This window comes from Actinomycetospora rhizophila, from assembly GCF_042657905.1.
GTDB classification, from domain to species: Bacteria; Actinomycetota; Actinomycetes; order Mycobacteriales; family Pseudonocardiaceae; genus Actinomycetospora; species Actinomycetospora rhizophila.
Genome location: NZ_JBHSKG010000007.1, coordinates 144,427 through 163,237, shown reverse-complemented (window position 1 = coordinate 163,237; position 18,811 = coordinate 144,427). Strand labels below are relative to the sequence as shown.

The following is an 18,811-nucleotide window of genomic DNA, read 5'->3' as shown; positions in this document are numbered from 1 at the left end:
GGCTATAGCCCCGAAGTTCGCTCACATACCGAGGTGGCGGCGCTGCAGGGCCCGGACCTCGTCGTCGAGGGGCGGCACCGGGCCGGCGACGCGCAGCGCCGGCGCGACCTCGGTGATCGGGATCGGGCGCACGGGCGCGGGCGGCGCCCCGAGCTCGGCGCGCCACTCGGAGAGCTGCGCCGACGAGCTCGCGTAGACGATCGGGCCCAGCCCGACCCAGGCGTGGGCCGCCGAGCACATCGGGCAGTGCTCGCCGGAGGTGTAGACGGTGCTCGCCGCCCGCTCCTCGGGCGTCATCTCCCCCGCGGCCCACCGCGCGATCGCGAACTCGGGGTGCTGCGTGGCGTCGCCCCCGGCGACCCGGTTGCGGTCGGCGAACCGGACCTGCCCGTCCGGTCCGACGAGCACGGAGCCGAACGGTTCGTCGCCGGCCTCGAGAGCCTCGCGGGCGAGGTCGACGCAGCGGCGCAGGTGGGCGAGGTCGTCATCGGTGAACGCGGGAGGCACACCGACGACCGTGCCACCCGCGCCACCGTCAGGCCTACTCGGGCCGCTGGGGCACCGAGATGACGACGTCGTCGGCCGTCGAGAACGTGCGGTCGGGCAGGGCACGCAGCGCGGTGAGCACGCGGTCGTCGCCCTCGCCGCGGTCGGTGGCCCAGGAGATCACCTGGGTGCGGTCGGCGGGGAACGCCATGCCCTGCAGGGCCTTGCGGACCCGGAGGTCGTCGCGGTCGGTCATCGGTCCTCCTCGGGAGGGGTCAGAGCCGGAACTGGCCCAGCTCGGCGGCCAGCGCCTCCGGCGGGTCGTGCAGCTCGACGCGGGCCTCGCGCGCCAGGCAGCGGATGCGCAGCCGGGCGAGCACCCGGGCCAGGCCGGCGTCGCACTGGTCCAGGCCGGACAGGTCGATGACGAGCTCGGTGCCCGCCTGGCGCTCGACCTCGGCGGCCAGGGCCCGCAGGCGCTCCCGTCCGGTGCGGTCGAAGCGTCCGCGCAGCGCGAGCGCCACGCAGCCCGGCCCGTAGCGGCGGATGCCGACCGCCGCGCGGCGGTTGCCGGTGGCGGCGGGCTCGGCGTGGGCGACGGCCTCGGCGACGGCGCGGCGCCGGCGCTCGGAGAGGTCGGCGGGCAGGTCGACCTCGTCGATGAGCGTGCGGGACGGAGCTGTCGGGGCTGGGGTGTCGATGGTCATCGGGCCTCCCTCGGACGGCCACGGGTCGACCCGGATCCCGGAGGGCGGGCCGCCTGTGCGTCGCGGCGTGGAGGTCTCAACCGACGACTGTCGTGTGAAGTTAACCCACGGCGACGGCGAGCGCACGCGCCGTGCGCGTCGGGGGTCACGGTGTCTCCCGCGTGTCCGGACGGTCCTGCACGCCGTCGACCTCGGCCAACAGCTGCGCGAGCTCGCCGCGCAGCTGCAGGACCCGGCCGACGCAGCGGTGCCCGTCGGAGCGCTGCCGCTCGGCCTGGACGGCGTCGAGGATCGCGAACGCGCGCTCGAAACGCGGGTCGACGGCCGCGTCGACGTGGGCGCGCCACGCGGCGGACTCGGCGCTCACGGGAGCGCTCGCCGGACGCTGGGAAGAGGAAGCTGCTTCATGGGGCGGCTCCGGAAGAGGGGCGCGCCCACGGGGGCGCGCGGCAGGGTCACTGCGCACCGCCCCGGGTCTCGAGCGGTCGTGCGGTCGGTGTCGTGGGCGGCCGATCAGGAGATGCGGGCCGCCGGGCCGTCGTCCTCACGATCCAGCACGGGACGTGAGGACACGGTGGTGGTACCCGGTGCAGCCCGGACGACATGCCTCGCCAGGCCCAGCAGATGGGCGGCGAATCCCTCGGGCGCGCGACCCTCGGTGCGGGCGCTGGTGGCGACGGGGTGGCGCCGGTCGCGGACGACCCGCAGCCCCGCCCGGTCGAGACGCTCGACGAGCGCGACGTCCTCGCCGGTCTCCCGCGGCGGGAACCCCCCGACCGCGCGGTACGCGGGCGCGGCGACCCCCAGGCTCGCTCCGTGCACGTGACGGTGCCGGTCGCCGAGGTGGTGGTCCGCCTCGTAGGCCGCGCGGTACCGGGCGGGCACCGCGCCGGGCACCCCGGTCCAGTCGACGACCTCGACCGTGCCCACCCACGCGTCGGCGCCCCGGTCCCGGGCGTCGAGCTGGGCGGCGAGCCAGTCCGGCGGCACCACCGAGTCGGCGTCCGTGGTGGCGAGCCAGTCGGCCCCGGGCAGCGCGGACACGCCCGCCGCCCGCGCCCGCCCGACGTTGCGCGCCGCCAGCGGCACCACCGCGACGCCGTGGGCCCGGGCGAGCTCCGCGGTGCGGTCGGCGCACGCGTCGGCGACGACGAGCAGGCGCACCCGCGCCCGGTCCGCGACGGCCGCCGCCGCGTCGCGCAGCCCCGCGAGGCAGTCGGCGAGCAGGTCCTCCTCGTCGTGGGCGGGCACCACGACACCGAGTGCGATCACCGCAGGCCCGTCTCCTCGGCCACCGACCGCGCCACGGGCGGGACGCGCGCGTACACCTCGAGCCGGAAGTCGGCCTCCTCGTGGCGGACGGTGCGGGCGAGGGCGGCCCGCCCGGCCAGCTCGTCGTGCACCTCCGCGCCCTCGACGGGGTACTCGGGCGCCTCGCGCAGCCAGTGCACGGCGAGCAGGTGGCCGCCCGGGCGCAGGCACGCCTCCACGGCGCACCAGAACGCCTCCCGGTCGCCCGCGTCGAGGTAGTAGACGACCTCCGAGGCGACGACCAGGTCGAACGTCCCGTCCGGTGCGCTCCCGGGCAGCGCCCCCTGCTCGACGCGCACGTGGGGCCGGCCGGCCAGCCGCGCCCGGGTCGCCGCCACGGCCCGGGCCGCGGGGTCCCAGCAGACGAGCTCGTCGCACCGGTCCGCCAGCGGCGCCGACAGCGCCCCGCCCGCGCAGCCGGGCTCGAACGCCCGCGCGTACCGCGCACGGGGCAGGGCGGCGAGGACGACCGCGCGCTTGCGCTCCTCGTACCAGCCCGCCTCGATGCCCCACGGGTCGGCGTCGGCGGCGTAGAGGCCGTCGAAGTACTCGCCGGACAGGCTCACCGCGGCCCCCAGACGATCTCGGTGTCGCGCCGGAACCGCGCGAGCACGGGCGCCGGCAGGACGGCCGCGTCGCGCGGGTCGTCCGACAGCGGCGCGATCTGCGTGGTGAAGTGGGCGATCGCCGCGGCCTTGGCGTTCACGGCGGTCCCGGGCAGGCGCAGCCGCCGGGCACCGTCGAACGACACGTCCCCGGGACGCGCCCAGTGCCACAGCCACACCGGGTAGCGCCAGCAGGCGACGCCGGCGCGCGCGGCCGCCGTGCCGGCACCGAGGGCGGTGGCGTCGTGGTCGGGGTGCCCGTCGCCGGTGACGGGCGCGATCACGGTGTCGCCGGGGCGCAGGACGGCCGCGACCCCGTCGGCGACGTCGTCGGCGGTCACCGCGGCGTCGGGGAGCCGGAGGCGGGCCACGGCCGCCTCGATCCCCAGCGCGGCGAGCGCGGCGCGGCGCTCCTCGGCCCGGCGGTCGGCGAGCACGGCGGGCGTGAGCGTCGGGGAGCCGGGGTGCGAGCCCTCGCCGTCGGAGACCGCGACGACGGCGACCTCCGTGCCTGCGGCCGCCCAGACCGCGAGCGTCCCGCCGACCCCGAGCACCTCGTCGTCGGGGTGCGGGGCGACCACGACGACGCGGCCGGGCGGGCGGACCGCGGCGGGGTCGCGCGCCGGCACCTCGTCCAGCCCGCCGGGGCCCCACCACGCGTCCTCGGGGGTCCCGGTGCCCTTCAGCGACGGCGTGCTCACGAGAGCGGGTCCTCGTCGACGGGGACCAGCGCACCCAGGTCCGCGAGGTCCCGCTCGGCGTGGCTCTGGCGCACGTAGACCTGGAGGTCGGCGACGCGCTGCGCGTGGGCGGCGTCGCCGGCGAGCGGCGCGGGCCCCAGGGCGCGCCCGCTGCGCGTCAGCGCGCTGTCGACGGCGGCCTCCACGACCGCGCGCACCTGCAGGGCGCGGCGCCGCTCGACGTCCCACGCGCCGGGCGGCTGCGTGTCGAGGGTGGTCGCCGCGTCCCGCAGCACCGCGCGGGCCGCGGCGAGGTCGGCGTCGACCGCCCCGAGGTGCGCGAGGCCGTGGGCGTCGAGGCGGCCGTCGCGCCCGGCCCGCCGTAGCGGCGCGGCGACCCCGGACGCGCCGCCGAACCAGGCCGCGGCGACGGCGATCGCGCCGTGCCAGAACCCGGGCCGCTCGAGGTACGCGCCGGGGCGGCCGATCTCCGTCGCCGGCACGTCGTCCAGGTCGACGGTCGCGGCGGCGCTGCCCCGCATGCCCAGCGCGTGCCACTCGCCGGCGTGGACCGCGATGCCGGAGTCGGCGAGGTCGATCGCGAAGAGGCGTCCGCCCTCGACGGTCACCAGCGCGTGCGTGCACGGCCCGGCCGCGCCCGAGCAGAACCGCTTGCGACCCGAGAGGCGTCCCCCCGCCTCGTGCAGGGGATCGGCGCCGGTCTCCGCCGCCCAGACGCCCCAGCACGTGCCGGGTGCGGGCGCGGGACCGCCGAGCTCGGCGAGGATCGTCGTCGCGTCCAGGTGCGCCTCGGCGAGGCGGGCGACGTCGAGGTCGCGCGCCGCGGCCGCCGCGAGCACCGCCAGGTTGTGGGGCGTGCGCCCCTCGCCCCGCGGCGTGGGCGCGGTGCGGAACCGGGCCAGGACGGGCCCGACCGCATCGATGGGGGTCATCGCTCTCCTCGGCGCCGGGACGGCGGCGGGCACGGGTGGGTGCGACCGCCACGGCGACGCACGGGGCGAGGGCTGCACCCCGGGGCGGAGGTGGACGCCGGCCGGCGCCCGCGACCTCGGCGGACCAGGCCGGGGCTACCCGGGGCTCCCCGGGCTCACCCGTGATCTAGGAGGCACCGCCGACGGCGCGCTCGATCTGCGCGGCGACCGACACCAGGCGCGCGTCCTGGTCGGGGCCGACGACGCACTGCACGGCGAGCGGGAGCCCGACGTCCGACCGGTCCACCGGCACCACGGCCGCCGGGACGCCGGCGTGGTTCCACGGCGGCGTGTGAGCGTACTGCTGCGCGAGCCCGAGCATCGTGGTCAGACCGCGACGGCCCGCCCAGTGCCCGACGGGCACCGCGGGACCCCGGGCGGGCGGGGTGAGCAGGACGTCGACGCCGAGGTCGGCGAGCGCCCGGCGCCCGAACGCCTCGCCCTGCCGGCGCGCCCGGCGCACCGCGGCGTCCGGGATGCGCCGACCGATCCACGCCACCTCGGCGGTGCGCGGCTCGAGCAGCGCCGGGTCGTCGACCTCCGCCGCGGCGCCGGCGACACCGTGCAGCATGCGGGCGACGAACCCCGCGGCCATGGCGCCGTGGCGCACGCGGACGTCGCGGACGTCGTGCCCGAGGCCGGCGAGGAGGTCGGCCGCCCGGCGGACCGCGGCCTCGAGCTCGGGGTCCAGGGGCAGGGCCGGGGTGGCGGGCGAGGCGAGGTCCACGCCGATCCGCAGCCGCGGCGGGTCCTGTGCCGCGGCGGCGGCGAGCGAGGACGGGAAGTCGCCGATCAGGTCGAGGTAGGTCGCGGAGTCGGCGACGCGCCGCGTCACGCAGCCCTGCACCGAGAGCCCGTTCCACCCGCCGCCGGGCGTCCGGCCCGCACCCGGCTTGATCCCGACGAGCCCGCAGCACGACGCCGGGATCCGGATCGAGCCGCCGCCGTCGCTGGCCGTCGCGATCCCCACCGCGCCGCCCGCGACCGCGGCCGCCGACCCGCCGGACGAGCCGCCGGAGGTCCGGCTCGTGTCGATCGGGTTGCGCGTCGCCCCGAACCGCTCGGACTCGGTGAACCCGTAGACCGCGAGCTCGGGCAGCGTGGTCCGCCCGATCGGCACCATGCCCGCGGTCCGCACCGCCGCCACGACCGGACCGTCGGCCCGGGCCGGGGTGGTGCGCGCCCGGGTGCCCCAGGACGTCACGTGCCCGGCGGCGTCGAGGTCGTCCTTGAGCGCGATCGGCACCCCGAGCAGCGGCCCGTCCTCGCCCGCGGCACGGCGCCGGTCGGCCTCCTGCGCCGCGGCGTGGGCCCCGTCGGGGTCGAGCTCGGCGAAGGCGTTGACCCGCGCGTCGACGGCGCGCGCGGCGCGCAGCGTCGCCTCGGCGAGGTCGACGGCGCTGACCTCGCCGGCGCGCAGCGCGGCGGCCTGGGCGAGCGGGGCCTCGGTGACGAGCGCGGCGGCGTCCACGGCAGCGGACGCTAGCCCCAGCCGGCGCGCACCGAGGCCGCGCACCGTCGCGGGTCGTCGCCGGCGGCGGTGAACAGCGCGGTCAGGATCGCCGGCACGTGCTCGTCGAGGGCGATGCGGGGCAGCACCTCGGAGATCACGAGCAGCAGCAGCCCGTGCCCCGAGGCCCACTGGCGGGTGGCGACGGCGACGGGGTCGGCGTCACGGAACCGCCCGGCCCCGGCCGCACGGCCCGCGGCCTCGACGAGCACCCCGAACGCCGCGCCGGCCGCCTCCGGGTCGGGCAGGTCCGCGGCGGCGTCGAACATCGCGCGGTAGAGCGCCGGGTGCTCGAGGGCGTTCGCGGCGTAGGCGGCACCCAGGGCGGCCAGGTCGCGCACCGGGTCGTCGGTCGAGGAAACGTCCGCCAGGCGACGGGCCAGGCGCGCGAACCCCTCCTGACGCACCGCGCCCCAGAGGCCCGCCATCCCGTCGAAGTGGGTGTACACGGCCATCGTCGACGTGCCGACGCGCGTCGCGAGCGCCCGCAGCGTCACCGGCTCGCGGGCGACCAGCATCGCGGCCGCCTGCTCGATGAGGGCGGTGCGCACGGCGGGATCGGGTGGGCGGGGCACTGGTGCAGTGTGGCATAACGCTGCTATACATTGCGAGACATAACAGCGCTATCCAAGACCCACGGAGGACGCCATGCCCGTCGAGCTCATCAACCCGTCCGGCCTGCCCGCCCCCGACGTCTACCGCCAGGTCGCGGTGGCGACGGGCACGCGCACGGTGTTCGTGTCCGGTCAGGTCGCGCGCACCGCGGACGGCGCGCCCGTCGGCCCGGGCGACCTCGCCGCCCAGACCGAGCAGGCGTACCGCAATGTCGCCACCGCGCTCGAGGCCGTCGGCGCCACGCTCCACGACGTCGCCAAGATGACCGTCTACGTCGTCGACCTGACCCCGGAGAAGATGGGCGGCTTCGGCGAGGGCGCGATGCGCGCGGCCGCCGCCCTCGGGCAGGTGACCCCGGCCATCACGCTGGTCGGGGTCACCGCGCTCGGGGAGCCCGACCTCCTCGTGGAGGTCGAGGCGACGGCCGTGCTCCCGTGAGGTGCGCTCCGCGCAGGTGAGCAGAAAGAAGTGCCGGAGCACTTCATTCTGCTCACGTGCCCGCAGGGCACCGCTCAGCCGAGGAACTCGAGCAGGGCCCGGTTGAACTCCTGCGCGTGGGTGGCGTTGAACCCGTGCGGGCCGCCCTCGACGACGACGGTCCGGCTGTCCTTCACGGCCTCGGCGGTGCGCCGGCCGGAGACCTCGAACGGCACGATCGCGTCGGAGTCGCCGTGGATCACGAGCGTGGGCACGTCGATCGTCGCGAGGTCGTCGCGGAAGTCGGTGTCGCTGAAGGCCCTGATGCACTCCAGCGTGCCCTGCGGCGACGCGAACTCGGCGATCTCGCGGTGGTAGAGCCGCGAGGGCTCGCTGATGAGGTCGGTGCGGTCGCCCGCGGTGAAGAAGTTCGTGACGAAGCCGTCGAGGAACGCGATCCGGTCGTCGGTGACGCCGTCGAGGAAGCCCTGGATCGTGGCGTCGTCGAGCCCGCCGTCGGGGTTGTCGTCGGTCTTGTGGAGGTAGGGCGGCACGGCGCCCGCGAACACCGCCCGCGTGACGCGCTCGCTGCCGTGGCGGCCGAGGTAGCGGGCGACCTCGCCGCCACCCATCGAGAAGCCGACGAGCGTGACGTCGCGCAGGTCGAGGTGGCGCAGCAGCGCGTCGAGGTCGGCGGCGAAGGTGTCGTAGTCGTAGCCGGTCCAGGGCTGCGACGACGACCCGAAGCCACGGCGGTCGTAGGTGACGACGCGGTGTCCGGCGTCGACGAGGGCCGGGACCTGCTTCTCCCAGGAGCGACCGGACAGCGGCCAGCCGTGGATGAGCACCACCGGGCGGCCGGAGCCGTGGTCCTCGTAGTACAGGTCGACCGGGCTGCCGTTCTCGTTCGCGACGGTGAGCGTGGGCATCTCGCAGTCCTTCCATCGGGGGCGATGTAATCGTTCGCAACTGACTTCCCGACGGGCGCATTCCCGACACTGTCGGTCCCCCACGGCAGGCTCCCCGTCATGGTCATCGCGATCACGACCCCCCGGGGGCACGTCGGGTCCCACGTCCTGCGCGTGCTCGTGCAGGCCGGCGTGCGACCGCGGGTGCTGATGCGGGAACCGGACGCGCTCGATCCGGTGTGGCGCGAGCGCGTCGACGCCGTGCGCTGCGACCAGGACGACGGCGACGCGGTGGTCGCGGCCACCCGCGGGGCCGAGGCCCTGTTCTGGGTGAGCCCGACGTCGTTCTCGGGCGATCCGGTGGAGGGCCACGCGCGCCTGGGTGCGCACGTCGCGCGGGCCGTGGTGGAGAACGGCATCGCGCGCACCGTGTTCCAGTCCAGTGTCGGGGCCGAGAAGCGCCGCGGCGCCGGGGAGATCGACGGCCTCGCCCGCGTCGAGGAGGCGCTCGACGCCACCGGCGCGCCGGTGCTGCACCTGCGGTCCGCCTACTTCTTCACCAACCTCGCGCTCGACCTCGACGGCATCCGTGAGGGTGTGCTGCACACGGCGTGGCCCCTCGACGCGCCGATGCCGTGGGTCGACCCGCGCGACATCGCCGAGGTCGCGGCCGCGCGCCTGCTCGCGCCGTGGAGCGGGGGCGGCGTGCAGGCCGTGCACGGGCCGCGCGACCTCACGTTCACCGAGGTCGCCGAGGTGCTCACGGCGGTGCTCGGGCGGCCGGTGCGCGCGGAGCGGGTCAGCGACGACGACGTGCGCGCCGGCCTCGCGTCGGTCGGGCTGGGCGGGGCGCAGGTCGAGGCGATCGTCGGGATGGCGGCGGGCCTGCGCGACGGCTTCGTCCCCGCGCAGCCGCGCTCCGTCCTGACGACCACGCCGAGCACCCTCGCGGGCTGGGTCGACGCCCACCTGCGGCCGCTGCTCTGACGATCACGCGGGGATCTCCGTGTGATCACCTCGTGGTCCCTCGCCCGCCGGGGGCCGCTCGTCCGCCGTGCGCGACCACCCGCCGCGCCGTCGGCGCCGCCTGATCGATCAGGTACTCCGGACGGGAGCACGAGGCCTCGGGGGCGCGTTCACTGGGGGACAACCTCCCCGGGCCCCGAGCGGCCCGGGCCTCGTCAGGAAGGGGCAGACATGATCAAGAATTCGGAACTGGCCCTCATCCCGGACTCCGCCCTGGGCATGCTCGAGCTCCCGGCCACCTCGCCGGCGCCCGGCCCGCGCCCGTCAGCCGACCGCTCGGCCGGGACGCCGCGCACCACCTCCCGGCGCCCGGTGCGCCGTCCCGAGCGGGTGGCTCGCTAGGAGGTGTGCTCGCGCGGCTGATCACGAGCACGTCATCCACGTCGCCGCGCCACGCGGAGTGCAGGGCGTGCTCGTGATCTCGGGATGCGGCCGGGTCGCGTCGGGTCGTGCCCGGCCCTCGGTGATCACGAGCACCTCATCGACGTCGACCCCGACCGCGAGGTGCACCGAGTGCCCCTGATCTCGGGACGCGTGCCGGCCCGGCGTGACCTCGCTGATCACGAGCACCTCATCCACGTCGACCCGCCCACCGCGGTGCACCACACGCTCCTGATCTCGCCGGGCTGGACGCGCGACGCCCGACGAGCGCCGCGCCCACCACACGACCCCACATGATCGTGGCGCCTTTCCTGACGTTGAACGCGAGCGTGGCCGCCAGGCTGGAACACCCACGAGCAGCATGCTCACTCGCAGGCGACGCCGTCGTCGTCGCGGTCGAGAGCGGCGCGGTAGCCCGGCTGCCCGCGCAGGAGTGGCGCCGCGCCCGCCGCCCGCGCCGCGGCACAGTTCGCGTAGGACCCGCCACCGGAGCGGGCCGCCGTCGACTCGCGCGTCGCCGTGCGCGGGGCCACGGGCAGCGCCGTGCGGGGCCGGTCGACGTCGGGCGAGGGGGTCGCGGTCCGGCGGGTCGTGGTCGGCGCCGTCGTGGTGGACCCGCAGGTCCGGCCGTCCGCGTCGAGCCGGCGCAGCGTCGCCTGCACGGTCGGGGAGGCGTCGTTGCGCCCGTCGGTGTAGATCGCCGTGTGGTCCATCGTGACCATCGACGACGCGAAGTCGCTGCCGCCCGCGGTGACGTAGCGCAGCATCCGCCCGTATCGGTCGCGGTCGACGCCGGGCTGCGCGGCCAGCGTCACGGGCGCCCCCACCAGCCGCGCGCGGGCGGCGTCGGTCGCGCGGCGCCCGCCGGGGGTCGTCGCCTCGCAGGAGTCGATGCCGAGCACCCGCACCTCGTCGCCCGAGGTGAGGCGGAAGGTGTCGCCGTCGATCACCTCGAGGACCCGCGCCGGTGCCGACCCACCCGCGGCGCCCACCGGCGCGGCGGCGGCCGTCGCCGGCAGCGACGACGAGCTCGCGACGGTCCCGGCCGGCGGCGTCACGCCCCGGCCCGACAGGTCGGTGACGGCGACGAGGCAGAACACGCCGGCCGCGATCCCGGACCACACCTTGTACGCCTGGCGCACGTCGACGTCCCCTCGAACCGGCGATGATCGTCGAGCTTGTCGGGCGGAGCGCCGCGGTCGTTACCGTCCGGACCTTCCCTGTCACGAAACACGCTCCCCGGACGATGGGGCCGGTGTGGCCGTGCTCCTGCTGATCAAGTGGCTCGCGATCACCGCGGTGATCCTCGCGGTGCCGTTCGGCATCTGGTGGACCATCGACCGGTCCCGACGTCAGACGCTCGCCGCCCCGGCCCCGCCCGTCCTCGCCGCCCCGCTCGTGACGCCCGCGATCCGCCCCGCCCGCCCGCCGGCACCCCGCCGCCCCGCGACGCGCGAGGGCGAGCCGCCCACGGCGCCCGTCCCCGTTCCGCGCGGCGCCGCCCCGGCGACGGTGCTCGACCCCGACCGCGAGGTCGTCGTGACGCGCGAGGAGGACCACCAGGACGTCCTCGCCGCCCGCCACCGCCCGGGCGCGGCGGCGACGCCGGTGACCGTCGAGCTGTGGTCGTCGACGGTCACCCGCGGCAAGTACCGGGGCGACTACGCGGTGGAGGTCCGCCTCGACGGCCGCCGGGTCGGGGAGCTGACCGCGGCGATGAGCGCGCGCTACCGCCACCTCGTGGACGTCGTCGGGCCGGTGCGCTGCCGGGGCGTCGTCACGCACGACGGCCGTCGCGGCTTCCAGGTCGACCTGAAGCTGCCCGACGTGGTGTAGCTCAGGCCGGGTGCCGCAGGGTCACCGTGGTGCCGGTCGGCCCCGGGTGGACGGTGTGGGCGTCGGCGAGCTCCTCGATGAGGGCGAGACCGCGTCCCCGGTAGCCCGCCCCGACCGAGGGCGGCCGCCAGCGCCCGGTGTCGGTCACGCTGATGACCACCGCGCCCGGGCCGGAGGGGTCGCGCTGCGCGGAGAGGGTCATCGTGCCCGGCTCGTCGCGGTCGGCGTACGCGTGCTCCGCGGCGTTCTCGAGGGCCTCGCTGACGGCGAGGGTCAGGTTGTCGACGGCGTCCGGATCCCGGTCGCCGAGCGCCTGGCGCAGCCAGCCGCGGACCGCGCGGCGCAGGCGTCCGACGTGGGCCGGGGTCGCCGGTACCTCGAGGTGCAACCCGTCGTCGCCCTCCCCCACGAGCACCCCCGTCTCGGTCCGTCCCGAACACCGCTGGCCGTAGGCTGTTCCCGGTGGAGGACGAGTCCAATCCGGGGCACCGGATCGACGACCCCGGACGGGTCGCGGCCGTCGTGTCGACGGGTCTCGTCGACACTCCCCGGGAAGAGGCGTTCGACCGCCTCACCCGGTTGGCCTCCGACCTCATCGGGGCCCCGATGGTGTTCGTCACCCTGGTCGACGACCGGGTCTCGTACTGGAAGAGCACCACCGGCCTCGACGACGCGGGCCCGCGGCAGAACGCCGTCGAGGAGTCGTTCTGCCAGTTCGTCGTCACCAGCGGCACCGAGCAGGTCATCGCCGACACCCGGGCCGACACCCGCACCAGGAGCATGGCCGCGGTCGAGTCGATGAACATCCAGGCCTGGGCCGGCATCCCGGTCCGGGCGGCGGGCGGTGAGGTGCTCGGCACGTTCTGCGCGATGGACGTCCGGCCCCGCGAGTGGACCCACCGCCAGCTGGAGATCCTGCGCACGCTCGCCCAGGCCGCGGGCGGCGAGATCGCCCTGCGGATGGCCCTGCAGGAGGCGCGCCACGCGTCCGCGGCGGCCGAGCGCCACGCCGCCGACGCCGAGCGCCACGCCGCGCGCGCCGAGCGCTCCGCCGCCGAGGCCACCGAGCTGGCGGAGACGCTGCAGCAGAGCCTGCTGCCCTCGGGCAACCCGCGGATCCCGGGCATGGAGGTCGCGGCGCGCTACCGCCCCGGCGGCGGGGGCGCCGAGGTGCTGGGCGACTTCTACGACGTCTTCCCGGTGCCCGGCGGCTGGGGCGTCGTCGTCGGCGACGTCTGCGGCAAGGGCCCGTGGGCGGCGCGCACCACGGCGCTGGCCCGCTCCACCGTGCGTGCCGTCGGGCACACCGAGGACGACACCCGGGCCGTGCTCGCCGCCCTCAACGACGTGCTGCACGTCTGGTTCGCCGGGCGGCACAGCTTCGTCACCGCCACCTACGCCACCATGACCGCCGCCGACGAGGGCCTCAACACGGTGGTGGTCAACGGCGGGCACCCGCCGGCGTTCCTGCTGCGCGCCGACGGCGAGGTCCGCCAGTTCGCCGACGGCGGGCGCGCGCTGGGTCTGCGCCCGGAGGCCGCGGTCGGGCGCGAGGAGGAGTGCCTGAAGCCCGGCGACAGCCTCGTCTTCTACACCGACGGTGTCACCGAGTCCCGCCCGCCGGGCAGCACCGACCAGTTCGGCGAGGACGGCGTCGCCCGCGTCCTCGGGTCGCTGCCGCCCGCGGCCGGCGCCGAGGCGGTGGCCGAGGCGGTCAGCCGCGCCGCGCTCGACCACGCGGGCGGCCAGGTCCCCGACGACACCGCCATCGTCGTCGTCCGCAGCCCGCAGAGCCTCCCGATCCCGGAGCCCGCATGACCACCTTCCGTGCCGCCGTCGAGCGCGGCGACATCGACGCCGCCGTCGCCCTGCTCGCCGAGGACGTCGAGTTCTCCAGCCCCGTCGTGCACACGCCCTACCGCGGGCGCGACGCCGTGGCGCCGATCCTGCACGCGGTGTTCACCGTCTTCGAGGACTTCCGCTACGTCGACGAGATCGACGGCGGGGACCGCCACCTGCTCGGGTTCCGCGCGCACGTCGGCGACCGCGAGCTCGAGGGCATCGACCTCCTGCACCACGACGCGTCCGGCGCGATCGCCCGCCTCACGGTGATGATCCGCCCGCTGTCGGCGCTGCAGGCGGTGGCGACGGCGATGCGCGAGCGCCTCGGGGGCTGACCAGGGCAGACTCCCCGTCGTGGACGCCGCCTACGACGCCGAGCCGTGGTCCGACTTCGCCGCCGGGATGGCCGGCGCCGCCGCCGCGCTCGCCGGCCTGCTCTTCGTCGCCGTGTCGATCAACATCCAGACGATCCTCGCCGGGCGCGGGATCGCCGGACGGGCCGCCCAGGCCCTGATCCTGCTGGCGCTGCCCGTGTTCATCTCGCTGGCGCTGCTGGTGCCCGGCCAGCCGGAGCTCGCGCTCGCGATCGAACTGCTCGTGATCTCCGCGGTGACCGTGCCCTCGCTCGGCTACCTCGCCCGCCCGAGCGCCCGCGCCGGCGAGCAGCCGATGACCTCCTGGGTGGCCACGAACCTCGTCCCGTCGGTCGTGGTCGGCGTCACGCCCGTGATCGCCGCGATCGGGCTGCTCACCGAGTCGCTCGGCGGGCTGTACTGGCTCCCGGCCGCCGTCGCGCTCGCCCTCGCCGGCGGGCTGGTGAACGCCTGGGCGCTGCTCGTGGAGATCCTGCGCTAGACGCCCCGTGACGCCGGGCGGGCCGCCAGCGCGCCGACCACCGCGACGATCGCGAAGGTCGCGAACAGCCAGCGCGCCGAGGCGAGCGGGTCGGTGCCGCCGAGGGCGAGCCCCACGCCGCCGAGCGCCGTGCCGACCGAGACGGCGAGCATCTGCACGGTCGTCACGGCCGCGGACGCCTTGTCGGCCTCGCTCTCGTCCTGCGCGGCCTCGGAGCCGGGGGACGGGTCCGCGCCGCCGATCGCCGACGCGGCGAGGTGCGGCCACGCGGTGCCGATGCCGGCGCCGCCCGCGAGCAGCCCGACCGCCCACAGCACCACGCCGACGGGGCCGTCGAACGTCAGCAGGCTGACCGCGACCAGGACGGTGCCGGCCGCGAGCAGCACCGGCCCGGCCAGGACCCGGGGCCGTGCGCGGCCGGCCGACGCGCTGACCATCTCGCCGAGGACCCAGCCGGCGCCCAGCGCCACGCCGAGGAAGCCCGCGAGCACCGGGGTGAGGCCGGCGACCTGCTGGCCGACGAGCGGCACGAACGCCTCGACCCCCGAGACGCCCACCAGCACCGCCATCAGTCCGTAGATCCAGCGCAGCGGCGAGCCGGGCCGGAACGTCGCGCGCGGGAGCACGGCGGCCGACGTGCGCCGCTCGTGGACGACGAAGAGCACGAGGAGCGCCAGCGCGAGGAGCAGCCCGAGGCCCGCGACCAGCGGGGTGGCGGCCAGCCCGGCGACGCTGAGCACGGCCGCGGCGGCCCCGACGAGCAGCACCGAGCCGACCGGGAACGGGCCGGGCGAGATCGGGGCGCGGGCGCGGCGCAGCGCCGACGGCACGATCGCGGCGATGACGAGGCTGCCGATGACGAGGGCGCCGAACGCCCAGCGCCACTGCCCCGCCTCGGCGAGCACCCCGCCGAGGCCGGGCCCGACGATCAGCGCCACGCCCCACATCGCGGCGATCACCGCGCTGCCGCGCGTCCACAGCGTGCGGGGCAGCGTGACGCGGATGAGGGCGTAGCCCATGGCGGCGAGCAGGCCGCCGCCGAGGCCCTGCACCACCCGCCCGGCCAGGAGCACGGCCATCGACGGGGCGAGGGCGTCGACCAGCGCGCCGAGGGCGAACACCCCCAGCGCGGCGAGGTAGGCCCGCGCCGCCGGCACCGTCGCCAGCACCCGGCTGGTCAGCGACGAGGCGACGACGGCGGCGAGCAGGAACAGGGTGGTGGGCCAGGCGTAGAACGAGGCGCCGCCGATCTCGGCGACCGCCGAGGGCAGGAGGCTCGCGGTGACGTAGGTGTCGATCGCGAACATCAGCGTGCCGCCGGCCAGCACCGTCACGGCTCCGCGACGTCCGGGCGCGACCATCTGCGCCCACGAACCGCCCTGCTCCTCGCTCATCGACCGGTCACGCCGCCCGGTCGGTGGGCACGTCGATGACCTGCCCGGGCTCGATCGCCCGGGCCGGGCGGGTCTCGAGGATTCGGTCACTGCGATAGCGGGCGACCTTCTCCGCCTTGCGGGGCGGGCCGTCGTTCGCGATCAGCACCGCCATCCACGGCAGCGGCACCGACAGCATGACGAGCACCGCGGCCGCGACGGTCCACCCGAACCCGAGGGCGAGCACCCCGGCCACCACGAGGCACGGGATGCGCAGGGACATGATCAGTGAGTAGCGACGCCGGCGCGCCGCGAACTCCTCCGCGGGGGAGACGGCCGCGCCGGTGATCAGGACGGGACTGCTCTCGTGACGTCGCAACGAACGACTCCTCTCCGGACTCCGTTGTCCGGACACCCGGTCCGACGATCTCGGCGCGATCTCGGGCCGGCATCGGTCTCAACGTCACGGGTCCCCGCGGCCTTCCGGTCGCCCCCGCGGTGGCGCGGTGCGTCCGGTCACCGGCCTCGCGGGAATTCCCTGGACCGCGCGCGCCGGGCGGACCAGGCTCCGGGACGTGCCCGATCACCTGCTCGCCTTCGTGGTCGCCTGCGCGATCGTCATCGCCGTCCCGGGCCCGAGCGTCGTGTTCGCCGTGAGCCGCGCGCTCGCCGCCGGGCGCCGCCGCGCGCTGTGCTCGGTGGCCGGCAACGCGCTCGGCATCGGCCTGCAGGTCCTCGCCGTCGGCGCCGGGCTCGGCGCGGTGCTCGCGCAGTCGGCGGCGGCGTTCACGGTGGTGAAGTTCGCCGGCGCGGCCTACCTGGTGCTGCTCGGCGTGACTGCGATCCGCCACCGCCACGCCACCGCGGCCGCCCTCGCGTCGCCGACGGCGACCCCGGCGCTGCCCGGGTGGTGGCGCTCGGGCGTCGACGGCGTCGTCGTGGGGCTGCTCAACCCCAAGAGCGCGCTCTTCCTCATCGCGTTCCTGCCGCAGTTCATCGACCCCGGCGCCGCGACCGCACCCCAGATCCTCCTGCTCGGCGTGATCATGACGTCGATCGGCCTCGCCTTCGACAGCGCCTGGGCGCTCGGCGCGGGTACCGCGCGGGCCTGGTTCGCGCGCTCGCCGCGACGGCTGTCGGTGCTCGGCGGCGCGGGCGGCGTCGCGATGATCGGGCTGGGCGCGGGGCTGGCGACCACCTCCCGCGCGGCCTAGGACACCGGGGGCCGCAGCACGCTCCCGGCCAGCGCCGCCGTGCGCGCCCGGGCGCCGGGGCGCAGCGCGAGGTGATGCACGCGCACCAGGCTGTTGATCAGCGCGAGCGCGGCGTGGACGAGCACGCGGGCCTCGGCCGCCGGGAGCCCGGGGCGGGCCGCGGTCAGCAGCGCGACCCACTCGGCGAGGTAGGCGCGCTGCGAGCGCCGCAGCTCGTCGCGGGGCTCGGCGGGCAGGTGGATGGTCTGCGAGACGAGCACGCTGACGATCTCGGGGTTCTCGGCGACGAAGGCGGTGTAGTCGGCGGCGAGGCGGGTCAGGGCGTCGTCGGCGTCGACGGCCCGGGCGAGCGCGTGGTGCAGGCCGAGCCACAGCGCCTCGTTCCCCCGGTACAGGACGGCCAGCAGCAGGTCGGTCTTGGTGGCGAAGTGCCGGTAGACGCTGGGGCCCGCGATGCCCGCCGCCGCGCCGATGTCGCCGAGCCCCACCGCCGGGTAGCCGTGCTCGCCGAAGAGCCGGGTGGCGGCGGCGAGCAGCGCCTCCCGACGCGACGCCGGCGCCAGCGCGCCGGGGCGGGCGGCCGCGGCCGCCGGTCCGGTCGCCGGCGGCAACGGCGCCGTGAGCACCGCCCGCGCGGCGCCGGCGAGCAGGTCGCCGAACCGGTCGCCCGGCAGCGCCCACCGGTGGTGCGCCGGGCTGTCGATCACCGACATCGCCGCCCAGGCACGCAGCTCGGCGGTCGCCGCGTCCGGCTCGGCGCCCGCGGCGGCGACGACGGCGGCCACGTCGCGCAGCCGGTGGCGGATCGCGCGGCTCTCCTCGGCGGGCAGGTGACCGGCCTCGCGCTCCCAGAGCAGGCCGAACTCGCGGCGCTCGAGGGTCAGCGCGGCGAGACCCGCCACGAGGTCGCCGTCGGGCGCGGCGACCAGGCCCTCGATGCGGGCGAGGTGCTCGTCGAGGATCGCGAGCAGGAGCTCCTGCTTGCCCCGCACGTGCCGGTAGAGCGCGCTCGGGGCGATGCCGACCGCTGTCGCGACGTCCGCCATTCCGACCCGGTGGTAGCCCTCGGACCAGAACAGCGCCGCCGCGGCCGCGAGGATCTGCCGGCGCCGGTCGCGCGGGCGGCGGCGCACGGGCGTGTCGGTCACCCGGGGGCCCGCGGCGCGAAGTGCGGGCGCCGGCGCTCGAGGAAGGCGGCGATGCCCTCCGTGCAGTCGGGCTCGCCGATGAGCCGGGTGATCGTGCGGCTCTCCGCCGCCGAGGCGGCGTCGGCGTCGGCCGGGAGGGCACGCAGCAGCGTCCGGGTGGCGGCGACCGCGGACGGCGAGGTGCGCTCGGCGACCGCGCGCGCCCAGCCGGTCGCGTGCCCGACGACGTCGTCGACGACCGCGCCGAGGAACCCCGCGGCGAGGGCCTCGCCGGCCTCGACGAGACGCCCGGAGAGCAGCCAGTCCGCCGCCCGTCCCGCGCCGACGACCCGGGGCAGCAGGAACGTCGAGGCGCCCTCCGGGCTGACGCCGAGGCGGGTGAACGGGAAGCCGACGCGCGTGCCGGTGGCGGCGAAGCGCACGTCGGCGCCGAGCGCCACGGTGGCGCCACCCCCGACCGCGTCGCCGCTCAGCGCGGCGACCACGGGTACGTCGAGCCGGGCCATCGCCGCCGTGACGCGGCCCGCGGGCTCCCGGTAGCCGGGCCGGTCGCCGCCGTCCTCGGCGATCAGCCGGCGCAGCGCGTCCGGGCCCCCGGTGAGGTCGGCACCGACGCTGAACGCCTCCCCCGCGCCGGTCACCACCACCACGCGCACCCGGGCGTCGCCTCCGCACGCCCCGAGCGCCGCCACCAGGGTGTCGGCGAACCCGGCGGTCAGCGCATTGCGGGGCGGGCGGTCCAGCACGAGCGTCGCGACCCCGTCCGCCACGCCCAGGTGCACGACGCCATCATCCGGGCCGCCACGGGAAGTGAACGACGGTTCACGTGCCGTGACGGTCATGTCGGGACACCGTCCTCGAACGCCCGGATCATCCCGTTCTCCTCCCGGCGGACGCTTCCGCGG

At 76.9% G+C, this 18,811-nt stretch carries 26 protein-coding genes; 8 read left to right on the top strand and 18 right to left on the bottom strand.

The window, feature by feature from the left end; translation table 11 throughout:
- Window positions 1-21 precede the first annotated feature (21 nt).
- From ACFPK1_RS15415 to ACFPK1_RS15370, 10 genes are all read right to left on the bottom strand, one after another.
- Window positions 22-507: a nucleoside deaminase gene (locus ACFPK1_RS15415; RefSeq protein WP_378021807.1), complete on the bottom strand. Its 486-nt coding sequence runs from the start codon at window positions 505-507 to the stop codon at window positions 22-24.
- Window positions 508-541: 34 nt separating this feature from the next.
- A complete protein-coding gene (locus ACFPK1_RS15410) occupies window positions 542-742 on the bottom strand; it encodes a DUF2795 domain-containing protein (protein ID WP_378021806.1) in 201 nt (66 codons plus the stop codon).
- A gap of 19 nt (window positions 743-761) precedes the next feature.
- Window positions 762-1,193 carry an STAS domain-containing protein gene (locus tag ACFPK1_RS15405; RefSeq protein ID WP_378021805.1) on the bottom strand — a complete coding sequence of 144 codons (432 nt, stop codon included), beginning with the start codon at window positions 1,191-1,193 and terminating at the stop codon, window positions 762-764.
- A 145-nt stretch (window positions 1,194-1,338) separates the two neighbouring features.
- A complete protein-coding gene (locus ACFPK1_RS15400; protein WP_378021804.1) occupies window positions 1,339-1,560 on the bottom strand; it encodes a hypothetical protein in 222 nt (73 codons plus the stop codon).
- A 146-nt stretch (window positions 1,561-1,706) separates the two neighbouring features.
- Window positions 1,707-2,465 carry a glycosyltransferase family 2 protein gene (locus ACFPK1_RS15395; protein WP_378021803.1) on the bottom strand — a complete coding sequence of 253 codons (759 nt, stop codon included), beginning with the start codon at window positions 2,463-2,465 and terminating at the stop codon, window positions 1,707-1,709.
- Window positions 2,462-3,070, bottom strand: a complete 609-nt coding sequence (locus ACFPK1_RS15390) for a class I SAM-dependent methyltransferase (protein WP_378021802.1) — start codon at window positions 3,068-3,070, stop codon at window positions 2,462-2,464. Before ACFPK1_RS15390 ends, ACFPK1_RS15395 begins: the two co-directional genes overlap by 4 nt.
- The gene (locus ACFPK1_RS15385; RefSeq protein ID WP_378021801.1) at window positions 3,067-3,810 is read right to left on the bottom strand and encodes a PIG-L deacetylase family protein; all 744 of its coding nucleotides are present in this window, start codon (window positions 3,808-3,810) and stop codon (window positions 3,067-3,069) included. Before ACFPK1_RS15385 ends, ACFPK1_RS15390 begins: the two co-directional genes overlap by 4 nt.
- Window positions 3,807-4,742, bottom strand: coding sequence for an acyl-CoA dehydrogenase family protein (locus tag ACFPK1_RS15380; RefSeq protein ID WP_378021800.1), 936 nt, complete (start codon window positions 4,740-4,742; stop codon window positions 3,807-3,809). The genes ACFPK1_RS15385 and ACFPK1_RS15380 overlap by 4 nt, the downstream gene beginning before the upstream one ends.
- Window positions 4,743-4,908: 166 nt before the next feature.
- The gene (locus tag ACFPK1_RS15375) at window positions 4,909-6,252 is read right to left on the bottom strand and encodes an amidase (RefSeq protein ID WP_378021799.1); all 1,344 of its coding nucleotides are present in this window, start codon (window positions 6,250-6,252) and stop codon (window positions 4,909-4,911) included.
- Window positions 6,253-6,263: 11 nt separating this feature from the next.
- Complete coding sequence (locus ACFPK1_RS15370) at window positions 6,264-6,866, bottom strand: TetR/AcrR family transcriptional regulator (RefSeq protein ID WP_378021798.1); 603 nt, start codon at window positions 6,864-6,866, stop codon at window positions 6,264-6,266.
- 73 nt (window positions 6,867-6,939) lie between these two features.
- Here ACFPK1_RS15370 and ACFPK1_RS15365 point away from each other — a divergent pair, with 73 nt between their 5' ends.
- The gene (locus ACFPK1_RS15365; protein WP_378021797.1) at window positions 6,940-7,344 is read left to right on the top strand and encodes a RidA family protein; all 405 of its coding nucleotides are present in this window, start codon (window positions 6,940-6,942) and stop codon (window positions 7,342-7,344) included.
- 74 nt (window positions 7,345-7,418) lie between these two features.
- Here ACFPK1_RS15365 and ACFPK1_RS15360 read toward each other — a convergent pair whose 3' ends face one another.
- A complete protein-coding gene (locus tag ACFPK1_RS15360; RefSeq protein WP_378021796.1) occupies window positions 7,419-8,252 on the bottom strand; it encodes an alpha/beta fold hydrolase in 834 nt (277 codons plus the stop codon).
- Between the two features lie 99 nt (window positions 8,253-8,351).
- Here ACFPK1_RS15360 and ACFPK1_RS15355 point away from each other — a divergent pair, with 99 nt between their 5' ends.
- Window positions 8,352-9,218 (top strand): NmrA family NAD(P)-binding protein, encoded by an 867-nt coding sequence (locus ACFPK1_RS15355; RefSeq protein WP_378021795.1) that lies wholly within the window; start codon window positions 8,352-8,354, stop codon window positions 9,216-9,218.
- A 210-nt stretch (window positions 9,219-9,428) separates the two neighbouring features.
- A complete protein-coding gene (locus ACFPK1_RS15350; protein ID WP_378021794.1) occupies window positions 9,429-9,599 on the top strand; it encodes a hypothetical protein in 171 nt (56 codons plus the stop codon).
- A 21-nt stretch (window positions 9,600-9,620) separates the two neighbouring features.
- Here the strand turns inward: ACFPK1_RS15350 and ACFPK1_RS15345 are convergent, their stop codons facing one another.
- Window positions 9,621-9,836, bottom strand: coding sequence for a hypothetical protein (locus ACFPK1_RS15345; protein ID WP_378021793.1), 216 nt, complete (start codon window positions 9,834-9,836; stop codon window positions 9,621-9,623).
- 167 nt (window positions 9,837-10,003) lie between these two features.
- A complete protein-coding gene (locus ACFPK1_RS15340; RefSeq protein WP_378021792.1) occupies window positions 10,004-10,780 on the bottom strand; it encodes a thermonuclease family protein in 777 nt (258 codons plus the stop codon).
- Between the two features lie 115 nt (window positions 10,781-10,895).
- Here ACFPK1_RS15340 and ACFPK1_RS15335 point away from each other — a divergent pair, with 115 nt between their 5' ends.
- Entirely contained in the window at window positions 10,896-11,474 is a 579-nt protein-coding gene (locus tag ACFPK1_RS15335; RefSeq protein WP_378021791.1) for a hypothetical protein, read from the top strand.
- A gap of 1 nt (window position 11,475) precedes the next feature.
- Here ACFPK1_RS15335 and ACFPK1_RS15330 read toward each other — a convergent pair whose 3' ends face one another.
- Window positions 11,476-11,889: an ATP-binding protein gene (locus tag ACFPK1_RS15330; RefSeq protein ID WP_378021790.1), complete on the bottom strand. Its 414-nt coding sequence runs from the start codon at window positions 11,887-11,889 to the stop codon at window positions 11,476-11,478.
- A gap of 47 nt (window positions 11,890-11,936) precedes the next feature.
- On the opposite strand from ACFPK1_RS15330, the gene ACFPK1_RS15325 reads away from it, so the two are divergent.
- From ACFPK1_RS15325 to ACFPK1_RS15315, 3 genes are read left to right on the top strand one after another with little or no spacing between them, the layout of a single operon-like run.
- A complete protein-coding gene (locus ACFPK1_RS15325; protein WP_378021789.1) occupies window positions 11,937-13,292 on the top strand; it encodes a PP2C family protein-serine/threonine phosphatase in 1,356 nt (451 codons plus the stop codon).
- The gene (locus ACFPK1_RS15320; RefSeq protein ID WP_378021788.1) at window positions 13,289-13,651 is read left to right on the top strand and encodes a nuclear transport factor 2 family protein; all 363 of its coding nucleotides are present in this window, start codon (window positions 13,289-13,291) and stop codon (window positions 13,649-13,651) included. Before ACFPK1_RS15325 ends, ACFPK1_RS15320 begins: the two co-directional genes overlap by 4 nt.
- Window positions 13,652-13,670: 19 nt before the next feature.
- Entirely contained in the window at window positions 13,671-14,171 is a 501-nt protein-coding gene (locus ACFPK1_RS15315; protein WP_378021787.1) for a hypothetical protein, read from the top strand.
- Here ACFPK1_RS15315 and ACFPK1_RS15310 read toward each other — a convergent pair.
- Window positions 14,168-15,565, bottom strand: coding sequence for an MFS transporter (locus ACFPK1_RS15310; RefSeq protein WP_378021786.1), 1,398 nt, complete (start codon window positions 15,563-15,565; stop codon window positions 14,168-14,170). The two genes, ACFPK1_RS15315 and ACFPK1_RS15310, sit on opposite strands and share 4 nt — an antisense overlap.
- Window positions 15,566-15,572: 7 nt before the next feature.
- A complete protein-coding gene (locus tag ACFPK1_RS15305) occupies window positions 15,573-15,923 on the bottom strand; it encodes a DUF3099 domain-containing protein (protein WP_378021785.1) in 351 nt (116 codons plus the stop codon).
- 196 nt (window positions 15,924-16,119) lie between these two features.
- On the opposite strand from ACFPK1_RS15305, the gene ACFPK1_RS15300 reads away from it, so the two are divergent.
- A complete protein-coding gene (locus ACFPK1_RS15300; protein ID WP_378021784.1) occupies window positions 16,120-16,758 on the top strand; it encodes a LysE family translocator in 639 nt (212 codons plus the stop codon).
- Here the strand turns inward: ACFPK1_RS15300 and ACFPK1_RS15295 are convergent.
- Complete coding sequence (locus ACFPK1_RS15295) at window positions 16,755-17,906, bottom strand: TetR/AcrR family transcriptional regulator (RefSeq protein WP_378021783.1); 1,152 nt, start codon at window positions 17,904-17,906, stop codon at window positions 16,755-16,757. The genes ACFPK1_RS15300 and ACFPK1_RS15295 overlap by 4 nt on opposite strands.
- Window positions 17,903-18,688: an enoyl-CoA hydratase-related protein gene (locus tag ACFPK1_RS15290; protein WP_378021782.1), complete on the bottom strand. Its 786-nt coding sequence runs from the start codon at window positions 18,686-18,688 to the stop codon at window positions 17,903-17,905. Before ACFPK1_RS15290 ends, ACFPK1_RS15295 begins: the two co-directional genes overlap by 4 nt.
- Window positions 18,689-18,811: the final 123 nt, after the last annotated feature.